The 23,048-nt window shown below is 70.4% G+C and carries 17 protein-coding genes; 6 read left to right on the top strand and 11 right to left on the bottom strand.

The genetic code is table 11. From position 1 onward, the window contains the following. Nucleotides 1–4: 4 nt before the first annotated feature. Nucleotides 5–631, bottom strand: coding sequence for a GntR family transcriptional regulator (locus ABH940_RS32345; protein ID WP_370072201.1), 627 nt, complete (start codon nt 629–631; stop codon nt 5–7). Nucleotides 632–1,004: 373 nt separating this feature from the next. Between ABH940_RS32345 and ABH940_RS32340 the strand changes: the two genes are divergently transcribed. Both ABH940_RS32340 and ABH940_RS32335 read left to right on the top strand, forming a co-directional pair. Next, on the top strand, nt 1,005–2,450 hold the full coding sequence (locus ABH940_RS32340; protein ID WP_370106900.1) for a pectinesterase family protein: 1,446 nt from the start codon (nt 1,005–1,007) through the stop codon (nt 2,448–2,450). Beyond that, on the top strand, nt 2,447–4,918 hold the full coding sequence (locus ABH940_RS32335; RefSeq protein ID WP_370106899.1) for a pectinesterase family protein: 2,472 nt from the start codon (nt 2,447–2,449) through the stop codon (nt 4,916–4,918). The genes ABH940_RS32340 and ABH940_RS32335 overlap by 4 nt, the downstream gene beginning before the upstream one ends. 72 nt (nt 4,919–4,990) lie before the next feature. On the opposite strand, the gene ABH940_RS32330 is transcribed toward ABH940_RS32335, so the two are convergent. After that, complete coding sequence (locus tag ABH940_RS32330) at nt 4,991–6,433, bottom strand: glycoside hydrolase family 28 protein (RefSeq protein ID WP_370106898.1); 1,443 nt, start codon at nt 6,431–6,433, stop codon at nt 4,991–4,993. A gap of 1,182 nt (nt 6,434–7,615) precedes the next feature. On the opposite strand from ABH940_RS32330, the gene ABH940_RS32325 reads away from it, so the two are divergent. Next, nucleotides 7,616–8,689 (top strand): hypothetical protein, encoded by a 1,074-nt coding sequence (locus tag ABH940_RS32325; RefSeq protein WP_370072196.1) that lies wholly within the window; start codon nt 7,616–7,618, stop codon nt 8,687–8,689. Nucleotides 8,690–9,044: 355 nt separating this feature from the next. Here the strand turns inward: ABH940_RS32325 and ABH940_RS32320 are convergent, their stop codons facing one another. From ABH940_RS32320 to ABH940_RS32295, 6 genes are all read right to left on the bottom strand, one after another. After that, nucleotides 9,045–9,233, bottom strand: a complete 189-nt coding sequence (locus ABH940_RS32320) for a hypothetical protein (RefSeq protein WP_370072194.1) — start codon at nt 9,231–9,233, stop codon at nt 9,045–9,047. 270 nt (nt 9,234–9,503) lie between these two features. Next, complete coding sequence (locus ABH940_RS32315) at nt 9,504–10,466, bottom strand: ROK family protein (protein ID WP_370072193.1); 963 nt, start codon at nt 10,464–10,466, stop codon at nt 9,504–9,506. Then, a complete protein-coding gene (locus ABH940_RS32310) occupies nt 10,463–12,193 on the bottom strand; it encodes a dipeptide ABC transporter ATP-binding protein (RefSeq protein ID WP_370106897.1) in 1,731 nt (576 codons plus the stop codon). Before ABH940_RS32310 ends, ABH940_RS32315 begins: the two co-directional genes overlap by 4 nt. Next, on the bottom strand, nt 12,190–13,116 hold the full coding sequence (locus tag ABH940_RS32305; RefSeq protein ID WP_370072190.1) for an ABC transporter permease: 927 nt from the start codon (nt 13,114–13,116) through the stop codon (nt 12,190–12,192). The genes ABH940_RS32310 and ABH940_RS32305 overlap by 4 nt, the downstream gene beginning before the upstream one ends. Next, a complete protein-coding gene (locus ABH940_RS32300) occupies nt 13,113–14,072 on the bottom strand; it encodes an ABC transporter permease (protein WP_370072189.1) in 960 nt (319 codons plus the stop codon). Before ABH940_RS32300 ends, ABH940_RS32305 begins: the two co-directional genes overlap by 4 nt. A gap of 43 nt (nt 14,073–14,115) precedes the next feature. Continuing rightward, nucleotides 14,116–15,930, bottom strand: a complete 1,815-nt coding sequence (locus ABH940_RS32295) for a peptide ABC transporter substrate-binding protein (RefSeq protein ID WP_370072188.1) — start codon at nt 15,928–15,930, stop codon at nt 14,116–14,118. Between the two features lie 322 nt (nt 15,931–16,252). Here ABH940_RS32295 and ABH940_RS32290 point away from each other — a divergent pair, with 322 nt between their 5' ends. The 3 genes from ABH940_RS32290 (at nt 16,253) to ABH940_RS32280 (ending at nt 19,847) form a co-directional block, all read left to right on the top strand. After that, complete coding sequence (locus tag ABH940_RS32290) at nt 16,253–17,431, top strand: ROK family protein (protein ID WP_370072187.1); 1,179 nt, start codon at nt 16,253–16,255, stop codon at nt 17,429–17,431. Between the two features lie 125 nt (nt 17,432–17,556). Continuing rightward, nucleotides 17,557–19,080 (top strand): M81 family metallopeptidase, encoded by a 1,524-nt coding sequence (locus ABH940_RS32285; protein WP_370072186.1) that lies wholly within the window; start codon nt 17,557–17,559, stop codon nt 19,078–19,080. Continuing rightward, nucleotides 19,077–19,847, top strand: a complete 771-nt coding sequence (locus tag ABH940_RS32280; RefSeq protein WP_370072185.1) for a copper homeostasis protein CutC — start codon at nt 19,077–19,079, stop codon at nt 19,845–19,847. The genes ABH940_RS32285 and ABH940_RS32280 overlap by 4 nt, the downstream gene beginning before the upstream one ends. Before the next feature lie 305 nt (nt 19,848–20,152). Here the strand turns inward: ABH940_RS32280 and ABH940_RS32275 are convergent, their stop codons facing one another. From ABH940_RS32275 to ABH940_RS32265, 3 genes are read right to left on the bottom strand one after another with little or no spacing between them, the layout of a single operon-like run. Further along, a complete protein-coding gene (locus ABH940_RS32275; RefSeq protein WP_370106896.1) occupies nt 20,153–21,379 on the bottom strand; it encodes a M20 family metallopeptidase in 1,227 nt (408 codons plus the stop codon). After that, nucleotides 21,376–22,140 (bottom strand): amino acid ABC transporter ATP-binding protein, encoded by a 765-nt coding sequence (locus ABH940_RS32270; protein WP_370072217.1) that lies wholly within the window; start codon nt 22,138–22,140, stop codon nt 21,376–21,378. Before ABH940_RS32270 ends, ABH940_RS32275 begins: the two co-directional genes overlap by 4 nt. A gap of 41 nt (nt 22,141–22,181) precedes the next feature. Beyond that, a complete protein-coding gene (locus tag ABH940_RS32265) occupies nt 22,182–23,048 on the bottom strand; it encodes an amino acid ABC transporter permease (protein WP_370072183.1) in 867 nt (288 codons plus the stop codon).

Here is a 23,048-nt window from a genome sequence, read left to right as displayed (position 1 = left end):
GGACCTACTCCGCTTCGTTCTCGGGAAAGTTGCGCGCCATGAACGCGCTGATATGACCGCGCATCAGGCGGCGTACCTGGTCGGCGTCCCCGTCCTGCGCTGCCCGCAGGATCGCGCGGTGCTCGTGGGCCTCCTGCTCCCACGACGGCTGCCGCGCCCACGCGGCGCTGGACACGAGCGCGGTCTGGTCGCGCAACTCGTCGAGGGACTCCACCAGCAACGGGTTGCCACAGCCCGCGTACAGCGCCCGGTGGAAGGCCCGGTTGGCCATCGACCGGTCGGCGGCGTCCGCGGCCCGGTCGGCCCGTTCCAGCGCGTGGGCGGCCTGCGCCCAGTCGCCCCGGGCCACCGCGGTGGTGCGACCGGCGGCGACGGGCTCCAGCAGCAGCCGCATATCGTAGACGCAGCGGGCCAGTTCACGGTCGACCTCGCGCACGGCCGCGCCCTTGTACGGGCTCATCGTGACCAGACCCGACCCCGCCAGGGTCTTCAGCGCCTCGCGGACCGGGGTCTTCGACACACCCAGCCGCTCGGCGAGCTCCGTCTCCACCAGGGCCTGACCGGGCTGCAGCTCTCCGGTCAGAATCGAGTGCTTGATGGCGTCGAGTACCGCCTCGGTCCGCGACGGCATGGTACCTGGGCGGGCACGGTCTGGCATGGCAAGGGTGTCGGACACAGTTCCGGCTCCTGAGAGTGCGTCACAGATCCAAGTCGATCGGATCTCATATACGAAGTGCGGCAGACGCTAGAACCTCCGCCCAGGCGCGTCAAGGGATTCTGCAGCACAACGGTTTGCAACCTCGCACCTGATCCCGCCGATGCCAACCCATTGACCCCGCCTCAGCACGGCCGTAGCCTCACGGCGCGTCATATATGAGATGGGGAACGGCACCTAGAAACCTTTGCCTGTTGGCACACCGCCGCGCCCGCACTCGGCGGCAGGCCCGCCCCCGTCGCCTGCGGCCCGCCGCTGCCCTGCCCCACCCCGTGCAGAGGAGCCTTCGATGCCCTGGTTCGTCTCGTCCGGCGCGGCCTGCGCCCTCGCGCTCGCCGCGATCGCCCCACTCACCCCCGCACCGGCACACGCTGACGACGCCCCATACTCGGCCGCCGTCCAAGGCGGCAGTGGGCGAGCGTGCACCGACAGCGCACTCGCGCTGACCTTCCCGACCCCGCCCACCCTCGGCGACTCGGGCAGGATCGAGGTCCACCGCGCCGACGGCTCCGTCGCCGACAGCATCGACCTGGCGGACCCCGCCACCTACCAGCGCACGATCGGAGGGGCCACCGACGCTTCCGGTGCCCCGCACGAATTCAGCTACACCCCCGTGATCATCGCCGGCGGCACCGCCACCATCTACCTGCACCACCAGCTCGACTACGACCAGCACTACTACGTCACCGTCGACCCCGGCGTCTTCAACGGCTTCGCCGGCATCAGCAACCCCGACGCGTTCGCCTTCCGCACCCGTACCCGCCCACCCCGGACGGACGCGCGCACCCTCGTCGTGGACGCACGCGGACACGGCGACTTCTGCACCGTCCAAGGGGCGATCGACGCCGTCCCGCCGGGCGACACGAAACCCGTGACGATCCGCGTCGGGCCCGGCACCTACACCGAACTCGACTGGGTCCCACCGACCAAACCCCACCTGACGGTCGAAGGCGCCGGCCAGGGCCGGACCGTGATCCAGTACACCAACAACAACACCCTCAACAGCGCGCACACCACCAGCGTCTGCATCCGGCAGCTCATCCCCGGCCACGATGCGAACAACTGCTGGCGCGGCGCGTTCAACGACGAGGCCGACGACTTCACCCTGCGCGACCTGACGATCCGCAACACCACCCCCTACGGCGGCTCCCAGGCCGAGGCCTTCCGCGGCAACGCCGACCGGATCACGCTCGACCGCGTCAGCCTCTTCTCCTACCAGGACACGCTGCGCCTGCAGGGCCGCGGCTTCGTCACCCACAGCGTGATCGAAGGAGACGTCGACTTCACCTGGGGCTTCGGCGCCGTGTTGATCCAGGACAGCGAACTGCGCTCGCTGCACGCCGGCTACGTCACCCAGGTCCGCAACGACGCCACCCACCACGGCTACGTATTCCTGCGCGACCGGCTGACCGCCGCCCCGGCCGTCCCCGCTGGCTCCGTCTACCTGGGGCGGATCGACCCGACCGTCTACCCCTACAGCCAGGCGGTCTTCATCGACACCGCGATGGGCCCCCAGATCGCCCCTGCCGGCTGGCAGCTCGACAACGCCGACTGCAGCCGCGGCGGCACCCTTCAGTTCGACGAGTACCACTCCACTGACCTGGCCGGCGCTCCCGTCGACACCAGCGCCCGGCTGGCCTGCTCCACCCAGCTCACCGCCGCCCAAGCCGCCGTCTGGAGCGACCCGTCGACTGTCCTGGACGGCTGGGACCCCACCCCTGGAAGGAACTCATGAGACTCCCCCACCGTGCCGGTCTCGTACTCGGCGCTCGGCTGCTGGCCGTCGCTACCGTGGCGGCCGCCGGAACCGCCGGAGCGGTCGGCCCCGCCGCCGCCCGCGCGGCGGCCCCGATCACCCTGACCGTCGCCAAGACCGGTGCCCAGTACACCTCCGTCCAAGCCGCTGTGAACGCGGTTCCCGACAACTCGCCCACCCCGTACGTCATCTCCATCGCCAAGGGCACCTACGCCGAGACCGTCACCATCCCGGCGAGCAAGCCGCACCTCAGCCTGGTCGGCGCCACCGGCAACCCGGCCGACGTCGTCATCACCGCCGCGCACTACCACCAGGAGACCGACCCGGCCACCGGCCTGCCGTACGGAACCGAAGGCTCCGCCACCGTCCACGCCCAGGCGAGCGACTTCACCGCCGAGTACCTCACCATCGCCAACACGTTCGACAAGACCCAGTACCCGAACGTCACCGGCACCCAGGCTGTGGCCGTCGCCATGGAGGGCGACCGCCAGCAGTACCTGCACGACGACTTCTACGGCCACCAGGACACCCTGCTCACCTGGGGCTCCAGCGCCGGCACGGACCTGCGCCAGTACGTCTACGCCTCCACCATCGAGGGCGACGTCGACTTCATCTTCGGCAACGGCGACCTGGTCGTGGACCGCTCCACGATCGACGCCCTCAATGACGGCGTCTACGCCAGCGCCTACCTGACCGCTCCGGCCACACCGGCCGGCCAGGCCCACGGCATCCTGATCACCGGCTCCACCGTCAACACCACCCTGGCCGACAACACGCTCGCCCTGGGCCGCGCTTGGAAGCCCGCCGCCGACTCCGACCCGCAGGTGGTCATCCGCGACACAGTGCTGCCGCAGGCTGTCGACGGCGCCGCCCCCTGGCTGGGCATCTCGGGCGCGACCTGGTCCGCTGGGCGCTACGGCGAGTACGCCAACACCGGCCCCGGCTCCACGACCTCCTCCACCGCCAGTCGCCCCCAGCTCACCGCCACCGCGGCCGCCTCCTACACCGCCACCGGGGCTCTGGCGGGCAGCGACGGCTGGAACCCGGTCGTCCCCGGCGCCGACGTCCCGCCGCGCACCCTGCTGGGTGATCGCCGGAACGTGGCCGAACCACGCACTCCGGGCGGGATCTGTGCCACCGTCACTGCCGGCCTCCCCGGCGGAACCCGCACCTTCGACCCGGCCGACGAGGCCACCCCGCCCGACACTGACCGCATCCAAGCCGCCCTCGATGCCTGCACCGGCACGGGCGAGCAGGTCCGGCTCACCGGGCATGGCGCCGACACCGCCCTCCTGTCCGCGCCGCTGACCGTGCACGGCGGCGAACACCTCGCCCTGGACAGCGACGTCACGCTCTACGCGACCCGCGTCGCCGCGCAGTACCAGCAGAGCGGCAAGGCCACCTGTGGGTCGATCGGCGCCAGCGGGACCGGGTGCGCGCCGTTCATCACCGTCCGGGGGCGCAACGCCGGCATCGACAGCAGTCTCCGCCACGGTCGGCAGGGCACCATCGACGGCCGCGGCGATTTGCCGATCCTCGGCACCAGCGCCTCCTGGTGGGACCAGGCCACCACCGCGAAGGCACAGGGCCTCAAGCAGGTCAATCCCCGGTTGGTCCAGGCAGGCCAGTCCGACGGCTTCACGGTCCACGACCTGACCCTGGTCGACGCCGCCAAACAGCACCTGTTCATCACGCAGAGCATCGGCGTCACCGTCTGGGGCCTGCGCATCGACACACCCGCCTACGCCCTCAACACCGACGGCGTCGACGTCGACTCCTCGACCGAGGCCACCGTCGCCGACTCATGGCTCAACGAGGGCGACGACTGCGTCGCCCTCACCACCAACAACGCCGCCGAATCCGCAGTCACCATCCGCAACCTGCACTGCTACGGCACCCATGGCCCGTCCATCGGCAGCGGCACGACCTACGGCCTGGACTCGGTCCTCTTTGTCGGCAACACCCTTCAGGGAACCGACCGCTCCGGCATCGCCAGCACCCTCGACAACGGTATCCGCGTCAAGAGCTACCCCGGCGCCGGCGGCACCGTCAGCAACGTCACCTACGCCGACACCTGCATGACCGGCGTCCAGTACCTGATCGACATCGACCCGAACTACGCGGCCCCGACCGGCACCAGCATTCCGCTGTTCCAGTCCGTCACCGTCGACGGCGCCCGCGCCTGGCACTCCCTGCCCGGAGCGCAGTCCGTGCTGGACGGCTACGACAGCGCCCACGTGTCCGGCATCACGCTGCGCGACGTCGACTTCGACGCCACGACCGTACAGGCCCAGTACGCCGCCATCACCCTGGCCGGAACCGATCTCGCGCCCACCGGAACCGACGTCACCACCAGCGTGGTCGCCCCCTCCCACGGCTCGGGCGACGGCCACGAGCCGTGCTCCTTCCCCGCGTTCCCCACCGCCCCCGGCTCCGGCATGCGCTGACCCGGCCTACGCGCCACAGCGCCCCGGGGCCCATGGCCCCGGGGCGCTTCGTCGTGGAGCTGGCGCCGCCGCCTACAGGCCCGGGTAGGCCGGGAAGGTGCAGGAGGGCACCGAGCCGCTGCCGGACACGCTGGTGACGGTCACCCCGGTACCGGAGGGGCTGATGTCGGTGTTGTAGAGGCCGATGTTCGCGTACTGGGCGCTGGTCGACGTCGCGTCGAGGCTGACGTTCTCCAGGGTCAGGCCGAGCAGGTTCGAGCTGTTGTAGCCGTCAAGGAGCGAGCCGGCACCGGACACGGAGTTCTGGGCGACCGCGCCGTTGACGACGACGTCGGTGAACTCCGGGATCGAACCGCTGCCGCTGGAGTAGGCCGGGTTGAACTCCAGCGCGTGCTTCACCCCGGTCATGCAGGTGTCGTCGTACGTCACCTGGGAGACCGTGCCCCCCTTGCCCGGGTAGCTCTTGATCCGGATGCCGTTGTTGTCTCCGCTGACGTTGCCTGACGTGTCCGAGCCGTTGACGGTGTTGTTCTGGAACAGGACGTTGGTGATGCCGTAGTTGGTCTCACTGCCGATCGACATGCCGTGGGTTCCGTAGAAGTTGCTGTTCTCCACGGTGATGTTCGCGGCGGCCGCGCTGTTGGTCTTGATCGCGACTCCGTCGTCGCCGTCCTGGATGTACGACTGGTTGATCGTGACGTTGGTGCTGGAGTCGGGGTCGATGCCGTCGGTGTTGCGTGCGGTGGCCGGGGTCTTGATCCGCACGCCCCAGACGGTCAGGCCGTTGACGCCCTCGGCGTAGATGTGGAACAGCGGGGCGTTGACGATGTCCAGGTCGTACACCGTGACGTTGCTCGTGTTGCTGACCTCGATCATGCGCGGGTTGTTCTGCTTGTCCCCCGCGGACTTGGCGTTGGCCGAGAGCTGCCACCAGCTTGTGCTGGTGCCGTACATGTCCAGGTCGCCGCGGCCGTCGATCATGCCCTGGGCGCCGCTGGCGGAGCGGATCCCCATGACGCCCGCGCCCGCGCCGTCGACGGTGATCAGCGCCTGGCAGCCGGTGCTGCTGGAGCTGGACAGCGACCCGCAGGTGGCCCCGCCGGAGACCTGGTAGTCGGCCGGGTTGAGCGACGCGTACAGGGTGGTGCCGCTGTTGATCAGCAGGACGACACCGGGTCCGACGGTCAGCGGGCCGGAGAGGAACGCGTTGTCCGCCCCGCTGCCCGTCAGCTCCACCGCGGCGGTGGAACTACCGCTGACCTTGCAGGAGTTGAGTGCTGTCTGAATGCGCGCGGTGTCGGGCGGGTTCTGCTCGTCGGCCGAGCTGAACTGCCGGTTCGTCGGGGCGAGCTGCGCACTCAGGGTGGTGCAGATCGGCGGCAGTACAGGCTGGCTGACACTGCGGCTGTCACCGGTCGCGGTCGGCGGGACCCCCGCAGCGTGGGCGGGAGTGGCCAGTCCGAGCAGGGTCAGCAGGCCTGCTGCGGCCAGGCCGGCGGTTCGACGGAGGTGCATCACGGCTCCTTGAGACGGGTGGGCTCATGGACGGTGGCGCCGGTACGACGGGCAGCGGCGAGCCCCTGGTCGACCGATACCTTGGGCTGCAGGCATTACGAAGCCCGACCGTCTGCCCTGGATCTCGGGTCTTGAGGCAACGCGCTGACGAAATCTCATATATGACTGACCATGAGCCTAAGATGTCCACCTGGACCGGTCAACGCCCTTCACCTAGGTATATACAGGCTCATGACAGAACCCCTCGTACACGAGCGCGCCGAGTCGACATCGCTTCATATATGACGATGCGCATCGCAAGGCCGTCCGGCAACACCGCCGGCGTGATCGGGTGTGCGCAGCCGAACCTCGCGGCCGTGCGCAAGCCGCAGGGGCCCAACCTGGTGCTGGCCGAGCGCCGGCCCGGTGCCAGGCACACGATCGCCAGACTCCCCCGACAGGCCGCTCGCCCAACGCATCGCCGAACAGGCCCGGTCCACTCGCACCGCCAGCCGGACCCAGCTGACAGCCCACCAGGACTCGCCCCGACCGGCACCATCGACGGCTGCCTGGACCGGCCCCTGCTTCCGGCGCCCGTCCGTTCTTCATCAGCGACGGCGGCGACAACCCGACCGCGGGCGCGGGCGACGTCACCGGGGGCCTCGAACGCGTGCTGAGCCGAACCGTCGGGCCGCGCACGCCATCGCAGGGGCTGCCCGTCAGGACCACATCGGAGTGGCGGGTCTGGGCGTCGACGGCGACCCGGGTGACGCTCAACCAGGCATGGCCACCCACAGTCGAATCACCACTGAAGGCATCGAGGTTGATCGTGTGGTACCCGGCGGGGCGGGCGAACGCGGCACCCGCCAGGATGAGGACGCCGGCAGCAGCTGCGGCGCGCTTTCAGGAGGAGCGGCCGGTCGTTCTTGTCTTGCCTGAAGGCAGCCGCACTCACCAGGAATCCACAAGAACCTGCGGCACGATCGCTGCGCCTCAGGATACGGCGGAAGGAGAAGAATGAATCTCGCGGGACGGCGGTTGTCTTCGCTTCTACTGACACTGGCTGTGGGCCTGGTCGGCTCGGCGTGTCAGCGGGGCGGTGCCGCACCGCTGACAACGCCAGTGGCCGCGCTGGCATCGCAGCCGGAGTCACCACCCACGTGCCAGTCCGGGCCCGCCCCGGCGGAGAGGCAGCTCAGCGGCGTGCAGACGGTGAGTCTGACCGTCCCGGCACAACCGTTCGGCCTGGTCTACGCCTCGAAGGGCAACCTCGCCTTCACCGTGTTGCATTCGGGACTGGGAGTACTGTCCACCGACGGGGGCACGCCCCGGCTCGTGCGCACGATCCCGCTTCCGGCCGCGAGCCTGGGCAAGGAAGGCGCCACCGGAATCACGCTCACCCATGACGGAAGCGAACTGCTCATCGCCGCGGACCGCGGAGCAATCGTGGTGGACGCGGCCAAGGCAGCAGCCGGAGCCGCGGGAGCCGTACTGGGCACGCTCACCGGGACGGCCGGCACCAGCGCGATCGAGGTCACCGTCTCACCCGACGACCGCTACGCCTTCGTCAGCCAGGAGTACGGAGACGCCGGGACCGACCATCGCGGCGACATCGAGGTCTTCGATCTGCGCACAGCGGTTCGCTCCAGGTTCGAACGGAACTCGTACATCGGCCGCCTTCCGCTGGGCGACGCGGTGGTCGGCAGCGCACTCTCACCCGACGGACAGCGGCTGTACGCCACCAGCGAGGTCACGCCGGGCCAGAAAGGGCCGGCGGACTCCGCTCAAGGCGAACTGAGCGTCATCGACCTCGCCACCCTGGAGTCCGCTCCCGTCAAGGCCCTGCTGACCAGCATCGCCGCCGGCTGCCAGCCGGTACGGGTCCTCTCCGCACCGGACGGCCGCACCCTCTGGGTCACCGCACGGGGCAGCAACGCCTTGCTCGCCTTCGACGTCGGCAGGCTCACCACCGATCCGCACCACGCCCTGCTCGCCTCCGTCCAGGTCGGCACCGCCCCCGTCGGCCTCGCCCTGGTTCACGGGGGCAGGCTCGTCGTCACGGCGGACTCCGACCGGTTCCACACCGCCGGTGCCGTCACCGGCCTGACGGTCGTGGACAGCCAGGCCGCCCTCGCCGGGAAGCCGGCCGCCCTCGGACGCATCCCCACGGGCTCATTCCCCCGCGAGTTCGCCCTCAGCCCCGACGGGGAAGCCCTGCTCGTCTCGGACCACGACTCGAAACAGATCCAGGAGATCGACACCACCACCCTGCCCTGAGACCGTCCGTCGGCACTGGACCTCTTCGCTCGTCAGCACGAGCAGAGCCCACAGGACATGGTCAGGTGTCAGTCAGGCCCGACCCCCAGCCGGTCGACAACGCCGGCAGACTCGAAGTGGCGATCGACGGCGTGGGGCTGGCAGCCCTTATCACTTGGCTCCACACCGAGGCCGAGCGAGAGGTGCGCGTCGTCAACGGCGGCCTGCACCTCTTTCACCGCCATGTGAGCCAGCACAAGGCCGGACCTGCTCCCGTGTCTCGGAGCTGGCCCGGCCATCGCGCTGTACCCAGGTCACTTACTCGGCGTTCCGAGTTCGCCGACCTCCGTCGTCAACTCCTCAACGGCCCTGACTATCAGCTGCCCCACGGGTTCGTGTCGTTGACGCGGACGGCAACGGACGGTGACACACCGCTGTTGACTGCACCGACGGCCACGTGGTCGTACGCGCGGGAGCCGGTATCGGCCTGGGCTACTCCGGACCCGATGACCGCTGCAATGCTCAGCGTCACCGCCAGCGACGCTATTCGTGCGAGCTTCTTCATGCCGTCCCCCTCGTATGCGGCCCGGTGGACGCGTCGGACTTGCGCATCGGCGTGCGCCGTCCGGTCGTGCCGGGCAACGATGTTGACCGGACGTTAGCACTTCACGCCACCCCTGGGAGGGTACAGGTCGGGCCGGCCCTGTCCCTGGGTGCGTCGGCCTGTCGCGCTGTGGTTGTGGCTCTCGGCAAGCTCGGACGGTAGAGCGCGACACTGACAGTGGCGCGTGCTCGCCCTTAGATGGAGATCGACGGCGACTCCGTCAGACGCGGGCTACCCACCGGCCGCCGCGATGATCTCCGTGCGCGCGAGAGAGGCCGCACCGACCGCGACGGCGTCGCCGCCGAGCCGGGTCCGGGACAGACGGATCGCGTGGCCACTGACCGGCGGCTCGTCACCGAGCGCCCTGAGGATCGGTGGCTCCAGCAGCTCCCAGGCCCGGCTGACGCCGCCACCGATCACCACCGTGGTGATGTCGACCACCCCCGCAGTGATCAGGATGGCACGGGCGATCGCCCACCCCGCGATGTCGAACACCGCCCGGGCGTCCGGGTCGCCCTCATGCGCCGCTGCGGCAACCTCCTTCGCAGTGAGGTGTCGCCCGGTCCGCTCGCGGTAGCGGGCACCGATGGAGCGGCCAGAGGCCAGTGTCTCCAGGTGGCCGCGGCCCCCGCAGGAGCACACGAGGTCGCCGAACCCCGGGATGTGGCCGATCTCGCCGGCGGCCCCGTGCGGACCGTCGACCAGCGCTCCGTTCATCCACAAGGCGCCGCCGACGCCGGTGCCGAGCGTCATCCCGAGCACGTTCGGCTCGCCCGCTACCGCGCCCCTCGCGACCTCGCCGTGCAGGAAGGCGTTGACGTCGTTGTCGAGGAAGGCCGGCACGCCCAGGGCGGACCCGAGCGTGGCGGTCACCTCCGTCCCGGCCCAGCCCGAGAACGAGTCGCTGGCGACCAGGACCCGTCCGGCCCGCGCGTCGACCACGCCCGCCGCACCCACGCCGACCGCGAGCAGGCGCGACGGCACTCGCGCGCGCAGGTCGGCGACCGCGTCGAGCACGACGCGCAGCATCGCTTCGCCGCCCTGCGCGGCGGGCGTGGGGACCTCGGTGCGGCCGAGCACGGCCAGGTCGTGGCCGCACAGCACCACCTGTGTCGTGGTGCCGCCGATGTCGGCGCCCGCGAAGACGCGCGGGGTCTCGTCGTGCTCCTGGCCGGGCGTCCCGTCACGGGTCACGCGGGCACCTCCGATCCGCCCATGGTCTGCCCGGCGAGACGGTGTTCCCGTCGTTGCCGTTGCAGCGCCGGGTCCGGCATGGGAACAGCCGCGAGCAGCCGGCGCGTGTACTCGGTCTCCGGGTACAGCAACGTGGACGCGGTGGGGCCCTGCTCCTCGATACGCCCTGCGCGCATCACCACCACGCGCTGCGCGAACTGCTGCACCACGGCGAGGTCGTGCGAGACGAACAGACAGGCGAAACCCAACTCGGCCTGGAGCTCGGAGATCACCTCCAGCACCGACTGCTGCACGCTGACGTCGAGCGCGCTGGTCGGCTCGTCGGCGACGAGCAGCCGGGGTTCGAGCACCAACGCGCGGGCGAGGCTGACGCGTTGACGCTGACCGCCGGACAGTTCGCGCGGCGCGCGGTTGGCCAGGGTACGTGGGAGTCGTACGCGTTCGAGGACGTCCGCGACTCGTGCGCGGCGTTCTTGTGCCGACATGGCCCGTCGGTGCACCCGTAGCGGTTCGGCGATGCACTCGGCGACACTCATCCGCGCGTCGAGCGAGGCCACCGGATCCTGCAACACCACGCCGATACCGGAGCGCAGCGACCGGCGGGCACGCGAGCGCATCCGGCCGAGGTCGGAGCCGAACAGCGACACGCTGCCGGAGGTGGGCCGGATCAGCCCGAGCGCCACGCGGGCCGCCGTCGACTTGCCGGAGCCGGACTCGCCGACCAGGCCCACCGTCTCGCCGGGGCGGACCGAGAGCGAGACGCCGTCGAGGGCACGTACCCCATTGCGGCCGCGGCCGAACCGCACGGAGATGTCACGTAGTTCCACCACCGGCTCGCCGATCGCAGGCGCCTCCGCAGGCGCGCCGGTGTGCACGGGTGCCGGGTCGGTCTCGGCGACGGCGAGCCTCGGAACGGCGGCGAGCAGCCGCTTGGTGTACTCGTGCGTCGGGTGCAGCAGCACCTCCTCGACCGACCCGGTCTCGACGATCTCCCCGTGCAGCATGACGGCGACCCGGTCGGCGAAGTCCGCGACGACGCCCATGTTGTGGGTGACCAGCAGCACTCCGGTCCCGGCCTCGGCCGTGAGGCCGCGCAGCAGGTCGAGGATCTCTGCCTGGACGCTGACGTCGAGCGCGGTGGTGGGTTCGTCCGCGATCAGCAGGCTGGGCGAGTTGGCGATAGCCATGGCGATGACGACGCGCTGTCGCTGTCCGCCGGACAGCTGGAACGGGAACGCGGTGGCCCGTTGCTCCGGCTCGGGGATGCCGACCCGGCGCAGCAGTTCGACGGCTTCAGCCGCAGCTTCCTTGGCGCTCAGGTCCCGGTGGTTGCGGATCACCTCGGCGATCTGCGCGCCGATCCGGGTGAGCGGGTCGAGCGCGGTCGCGGGCTCCTGGAAGACCATCGACACGGTGCGCCCGCGCAGGCCCGCGAGCTCGCTTTCGGGCGCGGAGACCACGTCGGTCCCGCGGATCGACGCGCGGCCGGTGGCCCGGGCATTGCCCGGCAACAGGCCCATCGCGGCGAACGCGACCGTGGACTTGCCGGAGCCGGACTCGCCGACCAGGGCGAGCGTCTCGCCGGGGCGGACGTGCAGTGACACGCCGCGCACGGCGTTCACCTCGCCGGTCTCCGTGGTGAAGGTGACGCCGAGGTCGTCGAGTTCGAGCATCCGCTGCTCGGCCGCAGCCGAGGAGTCCGCGGCGAAGCGGTCTGCGGCGGTCATCCGCGCCCCCTCACGTCGAAGGCATCGCGCAGGCCGTCGCCGATGGCATTGAACGCGCACACGACGAGGATCACGGCGAGGCCCGGAGGCAGAATCAACCACCAGCGTCCGGAGTAGGCGGCGGTGAGACCGGCGGAGAGCATTCCACCCCAATCAGTGGCCGGCGGCTGCACGCCGAGGCCGAGGTACGACACGTAGGCGACGAGCAGGATCGCGTCGGCGACCTGGAACGTCGCGGCGACGACGATCGTCGAGATCGAGTTCGGCAGGACGTGCCGAGTGATGGCACGCGTGTGCGAGCCGCCGATCGCGCGCAGCGTCAGCACGTAGTCACGGTTCTTCAGCGTGAGCGTCTCGGCCCGGATCAGACGGGACGGCACGAGCCAGGACACCAGGCCCAGGATGACGATGAGTCCGAACACGCCCGGGGTGGTGATGGCCGAGATGACGAGCAGAATGAACAGCGCCGGGATGGCGATCCCGGCGTCGACCACGCGCATCATCACCGCGTCGACCCAACCGCCGGCGTAGCCGGCAGCCGCTCCCCAGACCGTGCCGATGACCGTCGCCAGCACACCGGCTGCCAGGCCGACGAGCAAGGACACCTTGCCGCCGTACATCAGGCGTCCGAGCTCGTCATGGCCGACGGCGTCGGTGCCGAGAAGGTGCTTCGCACTGGGCGACAGGTTCACCTGCGTCAGCGTGGTGTGGACCTGGTCGGTGTGGTAAAGGTACGGCCCGACGAAGCAGAACAGTACGAACAGCACCACCACGACCAGCCCCGCGACAGCGAGGCGGTTGCGGGTGAAGCGGCCGGCGGCGAGACGGAATCCGGTCGCTGCCTCAGGTTCGGGCCGGGGGTCCGGCGGGGTGGCGGACGCAGGGGTTCCGGGCGCCTGGTCGGGCCTCAACTCGGCGCTCATGAGCGACCTGCCTTCACTCGTGGGTCGACGATCCGCTGAACGATGTCGGCGAGCAGCGTGCCCACCACAGTGGCGACCGAGATGACGAGGACGCAGCCGAGCAGGACCGGGTAGTCGGACGACTGGGCGGCGCTCCAGAACAGCAGGCCCATACCGGGGTAGTTGAAGAGCTGCTCGACCACGAGCGCACCGCCGAAGAGCACCGGTACGTAGTAGCCCAGCATCGCGATCACCGGGGTCAGCGAGTTGCGGAACACGTGCCGCCACAGGATCGCGTGTTGCCGAGTCCCGCCGGCCCGCGCGGTGCGGACGTAGTCCTCGGAGAGGTTCTCCAGCGTCGCGGCCCGCATGTAGCGGCTGAACACCGCGATCATGGACGCTGCTCCTGCGGTCACCGGCAGGACCAGGCCCGCCGGGTCGGACAGGACCTGGGCGACGGTGTCCCCCTGCGGCGCCTGCGGCGGGAACCAGGGCAGGATCTGACTGAACACCAGCACCAGGATGATGCCGAGGAAGTACACGGGGGTCGCGTAGGCGACGAAGCTCAGCGCGGTGACGGCGTAGTCGACCGGCTTGTTACGCCGGACGGCCTGCCACATGCCCAGCGGGACCGCGATGACGAGCCCGACCACCGCGGACAGGACGGTGAGCACCAGCGTCTTGGGCAGGCGCTGGGCGATGAGCTGCGAGACGGGCTCGTTGAGCGTGTAGGAGGTGCCGAGATCGCCGTGGAGCAGGGTCCGCAGATAGTAGAGGTACTGCACGGGCAGAGGCCGGTCGAGGCCCTGGGCGCGGTTGAACTCGGCGATCTGCTGGGCGGTGGCCTGCGGCCCGAGGATCCCGCGTGCGGGACCGCCGGGCAGGGCGTGCAGCAGGCAGAAGACGACCACGGTGACGACGAGGATCACCGCCACGGCCTGCAGGACTCGCCTGGTCAGGTACAGGAGGCTGGTCATGTGCTTTCCGATGGGTTCGGTTCGGTGACGCGCGGCCGGCGGTTCACTTGGTCCACTTCCACTGAGCGGGGTGGAAGTCGGCGAGCGAGTCCTGGGCGAAGCCGCCGAGGCCGTTCCTGATGACCGAGATCTGGTAGTCGGGCTCCGGAAGCCAGATCACGGGCAGGTCGTCGGCCGCCGCCGCGCTGTAGTCCTGCACGGCCTGGGTGGAGTTCGACGTGGTCGAGGCGGTGATCAGCTTGTCCAGCGCGGGGTTGGAGTAGCTGCCGAAGTTGGAGCCGCCCTGGCTCTGGAACAGGGAGTCACCGGTCGGGAAGGCCGGGAAGTACCAACTGCCGGCGGTGCCGAAGAAGGACAGCTGCCAGGTGCAGATCGACTGGCCCGAGGTGCACTGCGGGGTCTGCGACAGCACCGAGTTGACGGGCGCGGTCTTGATGCTGAGCCCGATGCCGGACTCGGCCAGCGAGGACTGGATCGCGCTCATCATGTTGTCGGTGACGGTCGACCCGGACTGCGACAGCACCTGCATCTGGAACTTGGTGCCCTGCGCTACGCCCGCGCCGCACTGGGTGGCGGAGCTGCCCGGGTCGGTGCAGACCATGATGCCGTTCTGCTCGGTCCAGCCGTGGGCGGCGAGCAGGGCCTTGGCCTTGGTGGTGGAGAAGGGATAGGGGTTGGACTTCTGCACCGGCGAGAGGAAGTCGGAGGACTGTGCCTGCGGGATCGGTCCGTAACCGGGCACGGCGGTGCCGTTGAAGACGACCTTCGCCAGACTGTCCTGGTCGATCGAGGTCTGGATCGCCTGTCGGGCGTACAGCTGCTTGAAGACCGGGCCCATGGTCGGGTTGTTGAAGTTGTACGGCATGTAGGTGATCGCCCAGCCGGTCCACGGCTTCACCGTGTAGCCGAGGTTGGTGAACGACGACTGCTGGTCGAGATCGGTGGAGTCGATGTAGCCGTAGTCGACCTGCCCCGCGCGCAGCGCGTTCTCCTCCGCGGACGTGGTGGTGAACGGCAGCAGGTTCACCGTCTTGATGCCGGCCTTCTCCCCGCCGTCGTACTTCGGGTTGGCGGTGAGGACGACCTTGCCGGACGTGGAGTAGGTGTCGATCGTGTAGGGGCCGCTGACGGTCTTCCACAGCGGGTCCGTGGCGTAGGCGGAGATGTTCTTCGCAGCGGTGTTGAGGTAGTTCCAGACCTGCTGGGCGCCCGCGGGCGTCCGGTCGGCGTCGGACACGGGGGCGGACGCGCTGGTCCTGTCCCACGCGTGCTGCGGCAGCGGCGTGATCATGCTGAGCTCGTTTGCGAGCATCCACTGCGGGTTGTACGCCTTGTCGAAGGTGATGGTGAAGTGCTGGGCGTCGATCGTCTTGAACCCGGTCCAGTTGTCGGGAGCCTTTCCCGCGTTGTAGTTGGCCCACTGCGCCTTGTTCGCCTTGATCAGGTCGAACCAGAACTCGACATCGCGCGAGGTGATCGGCGTTCCGTCGCTCCAGAGACGGTTGCCCAGAGTGATCGTGACGCTCTTGCCGTCCGGGGCGAAGTCGGCGGCGCTGGCGATCGACGCGGCCTTGTTCCAGCCGATAGTGCCAGTGGAACCGTCGTAGGCGACCAGCGGCTCCCACAGCGTCGCGGCGATGGAGATGTTGTTGGTGTTGAGGTGGGCCGCGGTGCCGATCGGCAGGATCCAGTTCGGCGTGAAGTTCGCGGGGAGCGCGTAGTTGACGGAGTCGGACGACTCGGAGGACGACGAGTTTCCGCTGCCTCCGGCGCAGCCTGTGAGCAGCGTGCCGGCGGCGACGGCGACGACCGCCGCGAGGGCCCAGCGGCGGCCTGCCGCGGTGCGAGCAAGGGACATGACTCTCCTCAGGATGAACGACCCGACCGTCGCGTCCCGGCCAGAGAGCGGGAGGCTTCCCGGGAGCGGCGCTGGCGGGGACAGTCAACGGCGCACCACCCCGAAAAAACAAACAAAGTTGCGTAACAAATCGATTTCTTCCATTCTGGCAAAAGCCAAGCCGCTCCATCAATTCACTCTGACCTGCACTGATATAGTTGATCAAGGAAATCGGAGGGCTTGGCAAAAGGCGGCCCCCAGACCTGCCGACAGCACTACCACCGACACTCGGGGGGGGCGTAGGCTCAGGACCCTTCCTTCCGATCCTGGAGTTAGTCGGCCCATGCCTGACATAAGTGCCAGTCAGCGGAGCAGCCCCCGAGGGGCCTCCCTGGTCGCACGCATCCTCGAACTGATCGCCTCAGGGCAGGCGACCTCGCGCACCGAGCTCGCGGAGCTGCTGGGTGCCGCCCCGTCGACGATCTCGCTGACGGTCAGCCAACTCGTCGACCGCGGGCTGGTCACCGAGCAGGGCACTCGCTCGTCCACTGGCGGACGCCCGCGCAAGGTGCTCCGGCTGGGCGGCACCGCCGAGTTCGCGCTCGCAGCGGACCTGGGCGGCAGACATGCACACATCGGCGTCGTCCTGCCCGGGGGCGGACTTTCCGACGTCTCGACCATCCCGTTCACGATCGAGGACGGCCCCGAGGCCACGCTGCCGCTGCTCGCCCAGGCCTTGGAGGGCGTCGCCGCACGGCGCGCCGGCGAGCGGCTGAGCGCGGTCGGACTGTCCCTCCCCGGGCCGGTGGACGTGGAGAAGGGCACAGTGACGCTCCCCTCGCGCATGCCGGGATGGAACCGGTTCCCGGTCGGCGCCTGGCTGGAGGAGCGGTTCGGGGTGCCTGCGGCGGTCGACAACGACGCCAACTGCATGGCCTTCGGCGAGCACACCGTCCGACCGGTCGAGCGCCGCCAGTCGATCATGGTGAAGGTCGGCTCCGCCATCGGGGTCGGGATCATCGCCGACGGCCGGCTCTACCGCGGCGCGACCGGCGCCGCGGGCGACATCACCCACGTCCGGGTCGACGCCGCCGGGGATCGGCCCTGCTCCTGTGGCAACACCGGCTGCCTGGAGACCATCGCCTCCGGCGCGGCGCTGGTCCGCATCCTGCGCGAGCGCGGCGCACAGGTGAGCTCACTCGAGGATGTCGTCCAACTGGTGTCCGACGGCGACCCGGAGGCGACCCGCGCCGTACGGCAGGCCGGCAAGTACCTGGGCCAGGTGCTCTCCGCCAACGTCAACTTCTTCAACCCAGATGCCGTCTACCTCGGCGGCATCCTGTCCACGCTCGAACCCCTGGTCGCGGCCGTACGCAGCCAGCTCTACGAGGGCTGCCATCCGCTGGCCACCGAGCACCTCACCATCGAGCGCGCGAGCCTCGGTGCGGACGCCGGGCTCGTCGGCGTCGGCCAGTTCGCGCTTCAACGCACCCTGGCCCGCGCGCTCGACACCGTCGCCTAGGGCCTGTCCGCACCGGCCTCCGGACCGGCACCATTTTCTTCCGCTCCTGACCGACTTTCTCCACCGGTCTCCAGCACGACCGCCCCCGGCCAACCGCCGCACGTGTACCCACCCCGCGAGGAACCATGTCCCAACCCCGCACGCCCGTCGAGCATCCCGTCATCGCCATCGCCGGGCTCGGCATCGAGTCGTCCACCTTCTCCCCGGCCCGCACCCACGCCCCGGCCTTCCACCCGCAGCGCGGCGACGACGTTCTGACCCGCTATCCGTTCCTCGCCCCCGACCAGCCGCTGCACGACTCCGCCGAGTGGAGGGGCGCGCTGATCGGCAAGTCCCTTCCCGGGGGCATGGTCACCGCCGAGGCGTTCGCCGCACTGTCCGACGAGCTGCTCGAGAGCCTCGGCGCCATGCCACGCCTGGACGGTCTCTGGTACGACATCCACGGCGCGATGAGCGTCGAGGGCGTCGACGACGCCGAGGCCCTGCTGCTGGCCCGGATCCGCGAGACCGTCGGCCCAGACGTCATCGTGTCGACCTCCATGGACCTGCACGGCAACGTCTCGCGCGAACTCGCGCACATGAGCGACCTGATGACCTGCTATCGGATGGCCCCGCACGAGGACCACATGGAGACCAAGGAGCGGGCCGCCCGCAACCTGGTCGACCTGCTGAACTCCGGCGCGCCCCGTCCGGTCAAGGCCTGGGTCCCGGTGCCGGTGCTCCTGGCCGGCGAGCAGACCTCCACCCGGATCGAGCCCGCCAAGAGCGTCTACGCCGCCGTGGACGAGGTCGAGGCCGTGGACGGTGTGCTCGACGCCGCGATCTGGGTCGGCTACGCCTGGGCTGACGAACCGCGCAACCGCGCAACCGTCGTCGTCACCGGCCCCGACCGCGACGCCGTCACTGCCGGAGCGGAGCGGCTGGCCCAGGGATTCTGGCAGGCGCGGCGCGGCTTCGCCTTCGTCGCCCCGACCGGCACGCTCGACGGCTGCCTGGACCAGGCTCTCGCCTCCGGCGCCCGACCGTTCTTCATCAGCGACAGCGGCGACAACCCGACAGCAGGCGGCGCGGGCGACGTCACCTGGGGCCTCGAACGCGTGCTGGCCCGGCCCGAGTTCAAGGACACCGACGGCCCGGCCGTGATCTACGCCTCCGTGCCCGGACCCGACGCCGTGGCCACCGCCGCGGAGGCGGGCGTGGGCGCGACCGTCACGGTCACCGCGGGCGCGGAGGTCGACGACCGGCATGCCGGGCCGATCACCATGACTGGTGCGGTGCACGCCGTCAAGCACGGCGACCGCGACGCCGAGACGGAGGTCGTGCTGCGGGTCGGCCGGGTCCACGTGATCCTGACCAAGTTGCGCAAGCCCTACCACCTGGAGCGGGACTTCATCGAGCTCGCACTCGACCCGAGGTCCGCCGAGATCGTCATCGTCAAGATCGGATACCTCGAGCCCGAGCTGTTCGACATGTCCGCGGACTGGCGTCTGGCACTCACCCCCGGTGGCGTCGACCAGGAGCTGGTCCGGCTCGGGCACCATCGCATCCGCCGCCCGATGTTCCCGTTCGACCCCGAGATGGCCGACCCGGACCTGACCGCCCGGATCATCGCGCCGTCGGACCAGCCGCTCACCGGGGACGACGAGTGAGCCGCGCGCTCGCTCTGGAGATCGCCGTGACCAGCCCTGCGGGGGCCCGAACCGCGCGGGACGCGGGAGCCGACCGGGTGGAACTGTGCTCGGCGCTCGAACTCGGCGGAGTCACCCCGTCGGCGGCGCTCGTCGAGGCGGCGGCGGCCGTCGGTCTCCCGGTCCAGGCCCTGGTCCGCTGCCGTCCGGGCGACTTCTGCTACGACACCGACGAGATCGCGCTGATGGCCGCCGAGGTACGGTCCGTCGTCACCTCGGGCGCGCAGGGCGTCGTCGTCGGCGCGCTGACGGCGAACGGCGTACTGGACCTGGACGCGATGCGCCGCCTGGTCGACGCCGGCCGCACAGCCGAGGCAGCAGTCGGCCGGCCGGTCGAGATCACCCTGCATCGAGCTGTCGACCACGCCTGTGATCCCGTCGCCACCGCGGCACTCGCGCCTGCCCTCGGTCTGACCCGCATCCTCACCTCGGGCGGCGCGGCCAGCGCCGCGCAGGGAGCAGCGGTCATCGCCGAGATGGTCGCAGCCGCCCCCGGCGTCCAGGTGATGGCCGGCGCGGGGGTTCGCCCCACCGACATCTCGCTGCTCGCCGCCACCGGCGTCGCCGCCGTCCACCTGTCCGCCAAGAGCCCCGTCCGGGCGCGGCGCGCTGGGACGTGGATCCCGCTGGGGGCAACGGGCTCGACCGCCGAGGCCGACACCCACTTCGTCACGGATCGGGGCATCACCGCCGCCGCCCGCGCCGAAGTCGACGCCGTGCGGCTCTGATCCCGGCGCCCGGGACCACAAGCCTCTTCCGCGAACCGGCAGAAGGGGGCGACCGCGGAGCGGAGCACCCGACCTGGTCGTGTGACACGTCGCCAACTCCCCTGCCTTGCGCCTACCGTTGACCCTGGATATTAATTCGTTAACAATCTCGGGACTCATGGGACAGGCAGCTGTCGGCCAACCTCACCGGTGCCTCCGGCGAGCACACAAACCCGATGCCCTTGATCCGCCCGGCCACCGTCCAGAGACACCCCGCGCTCCACTGAGCCGACGGCGATGGCCGTCGGCTCAGTGGAGCCGAGCGGTCAGCCGGCTCCCAGGCGGGTGATCAGCGCCGCGAGCAGGGTTGTGCGGGGGACGACGCTGGTCAGGTCGAGCCACTCGGCGGGGCTGTGGTCCCCGCCGCCGATCGGGCCGAGGCCGTCCAGGACGGGCACGTGGGAGGAGGCGAGGTTGGCGTCCGCCGCCCCGCCGGTGGCGACCGCGGTGACCTCGAAGCCGAGCTCGGTGGCGATCTCCCGGGCCTGGGCGAGCATGCCCGCGGCCTCGTCCCTGGGCGCCATCGGCGGCCAGGCGGCCGGACGGTGGACCGACACCGAGGTGCCGGGGACGAACGGGCGCGCGGCGAGAGCCTCGACGGCGGCCAGGGCGGCGTCCATCTCGTCGGTGGTGGCGGCGCGGACCTCCAGCTCCAGCCGGGCTTCGGCGCAGACCACATTGGTGCGTGAACCGGCGTGCACCACACCGACGTTGACGGTGACGCCGGGCCACCGCCCGTTGAGCCCCTGGAGCGCGACGACCAGGTGGGCGGCGGCCAGCGCCGCGTTGGCGCCGCGCTCGGGCTCGACGCCGGAGTGCGCGGCCCGGCCGCTGACGGTGAGGTGCAGGTCGGCGATCCCCTTGCGGGCCCAGACCAGGTCACCGTTCTCCCGGGCGGCCTCCAGGCAGAGCGCGTAGTCGGCCTCGGCAGCGAGTTGCTCGATGGCAGGACGACTGGCGTCCGAGCTGATCTCCTCGTCCGGAGTGAGCAGGAACACCAGCTCGGCATACGGGTGTCGGCCGCTGTCGGTGATGGCCGCGGCGGCCGTGACGCCGGCGAGCAGGCCCCCCTTGTCGTCCGTGACGCCGGGGCCGTAGGCGATGCCGTCCTCGATCCGCAGCGGACGGGAGGCTGCCGTGCCGTCGTCGTAGACGGTGTCCATATGGGCGAGGAGCAGAATCCGGCGGCCGTGCGGGAGGTCGCCGCGGCGCCGGGCCACCACGATGTCGCCGAGGGGGCGGCCGTCGTCGGCCCGGGCGGGCGTGCGGGTGACGGTGAAGCCGAGCGAGGCGAGCCGGTCGGCGCAGAAGTCGGCGACCTGGTTGACGCCCTCGGCGTTCCAACTGCCGCAGTCCACGGAAACCAGGCGGGCCAGGTCGGCCAGGAAGCCGTCATAGCGGGCCTGGACATGCCGCTCGAGCTGCTCGGTGGCCGAAAGGCCAGTGGTGCTGGGCAGGTCGGTGGCGCACCCGGGGTGCGCGGGGGTGCTCACAGGACCTTCGCCAGGAACGCGCGGGTGCGCTCCTGCCGGGGCGCGGTCAACACCTCGGCCGGCGGGCCGGATTCGACGACCACCCCGCCGTCCAGGAACACGGTGGTGTCGGCGACCTCGCGGGCGAAGCCGATCTCGTGGGTGACCACGATCATCGTCATGCCGTCCTCGGCGAGTCCGCGCATCACGTCGAGCACCTCGCCGACCAGCTCGGGGTCGAGCGCCGAGGTCGGCTCGTCGAACAGCATCAGTTTGGGATCCATCGCCAACGCCCGCGCGATGGCCACGCGTTGCTGCTGGCCGCCGGACAGCTGGGCGGGGCGGCTGTCGGCCTTGTCGGCCAGGCCGACCCGGTCGAGCAACCTCGCGGCCCGCTGCCGCGCCTCGTCCCTGCCGACGCCCTTGACGCGCACGGGCGCCTCCATGATGTTCTCGGCGGCGGTGAGGTGCGGGAAGAGGTTGAACCGCTGGAAGACCATCCCGATGTCGCGGCGGGCGGCAGCCACCTCCTTCTCCCGCAGCTCGTGGCGCCGGCCATGGCGGCGGCGGAAGCCGACCGGTTCCCCGTCGACGCTGATCGAGCCGCCGTCCGCCCGCTCCAGGCGGTTGACGCAGCGCAGGAAGGTGGACTTGCCCGAGCCCGACGGGCCGAGCAGACAGCAGACCTCGCCGCGCCGGACGGTCAGGTCGACGCCGCGCAGAACCTCCACGGACCCGTATCGCTTGTGGACGCCCTCGGCGACCACCATCGGCTCGCCCATCTCGCTCATCTCGCTCACCGCGCTACTCGAACTCACCGCGCTCATCGGGCACCTCCGAAGCGGCGCTCCAGCCAGGACTGAGGCAGGCTCAGCAGGCTGCTGAGCACCAGGTACCAGAGGCTGGCGACCACCAGCAGCGGGATCACCTTGTAGTTCTGGGCGTACACGTCCTGGAGGTTGGACAGCAGGTCGTGGCCGGCGATCACGGAGACCAGCGCTGTGGACTTGAGCATGGTGACGACCTCGTTGCCGAGCGGCGGGATGATGGAGCGCATCGCCTGCGGCAGCACGATCCGACGCATCGTCAGCACCGGTGTCATGCCGAGGGCCTGGGCAGCCTCGGTCTGGCCCCGGTCGACGGCCTGGATTCCGGCCCGGATGATCTCCGAGGCGTAGGCGATCTCGTTGAGCCCCAGGGCGAGCAGGGCCGCGGTGGTCGCGTCCACCAGGGTGCTGGTCGGGGTGGAGTAGAAGGTGATGTGGGTGAAGGGGATGCCGATCATCGTGTTCTTGTAGAACGCGCCGAGGAATCCCCAGAAGATGATCTGGACGAGCAGCGGGGTGCCCCGGAAGACCCAGACGTAGAGCGAGGAGACCCCGCGCAGCACCGGATTGCCGGACAGCCGCATCACCGCGACCAGGACGCCGCCGGCCAGCCCGATCGCCATCGCGACCACGGTCAGCCACACCGTAGTCCACAGGCCCTGCAACGTGAGGTCCTTGAACAGGTAGGCGCCGATGGTGGGCCAGTCGAGATTGGGGTTCTTGCCGAACGACCAGAGCACGCCGCCCAGGCACACCAGGGCGACCGCGCCACCGGCGTGGCGGCCGTAGTGGCGCAGGGGGACGACGGACTCCGACGCCTCGGACGGGGCACGGTCGCGGAGCGGGAGGGTGGAAGAGGCCAT

The sequence above is a fragment of the Streptacidiphilus sp. BW17 genome (genome assembly GCF_041262485.1).
Classification (GTDB): domain Bacteria; phylum Actinomycetota; class Actinomycetes; order Streptomycetales; family Streptomycetaceae; genus Streptacidiphilus.
The sequence above is the reverse complement of the archived record's forward strand: the minus strand, read 5'-3'. Positions and strand labels throughout refer to the sequence as shown.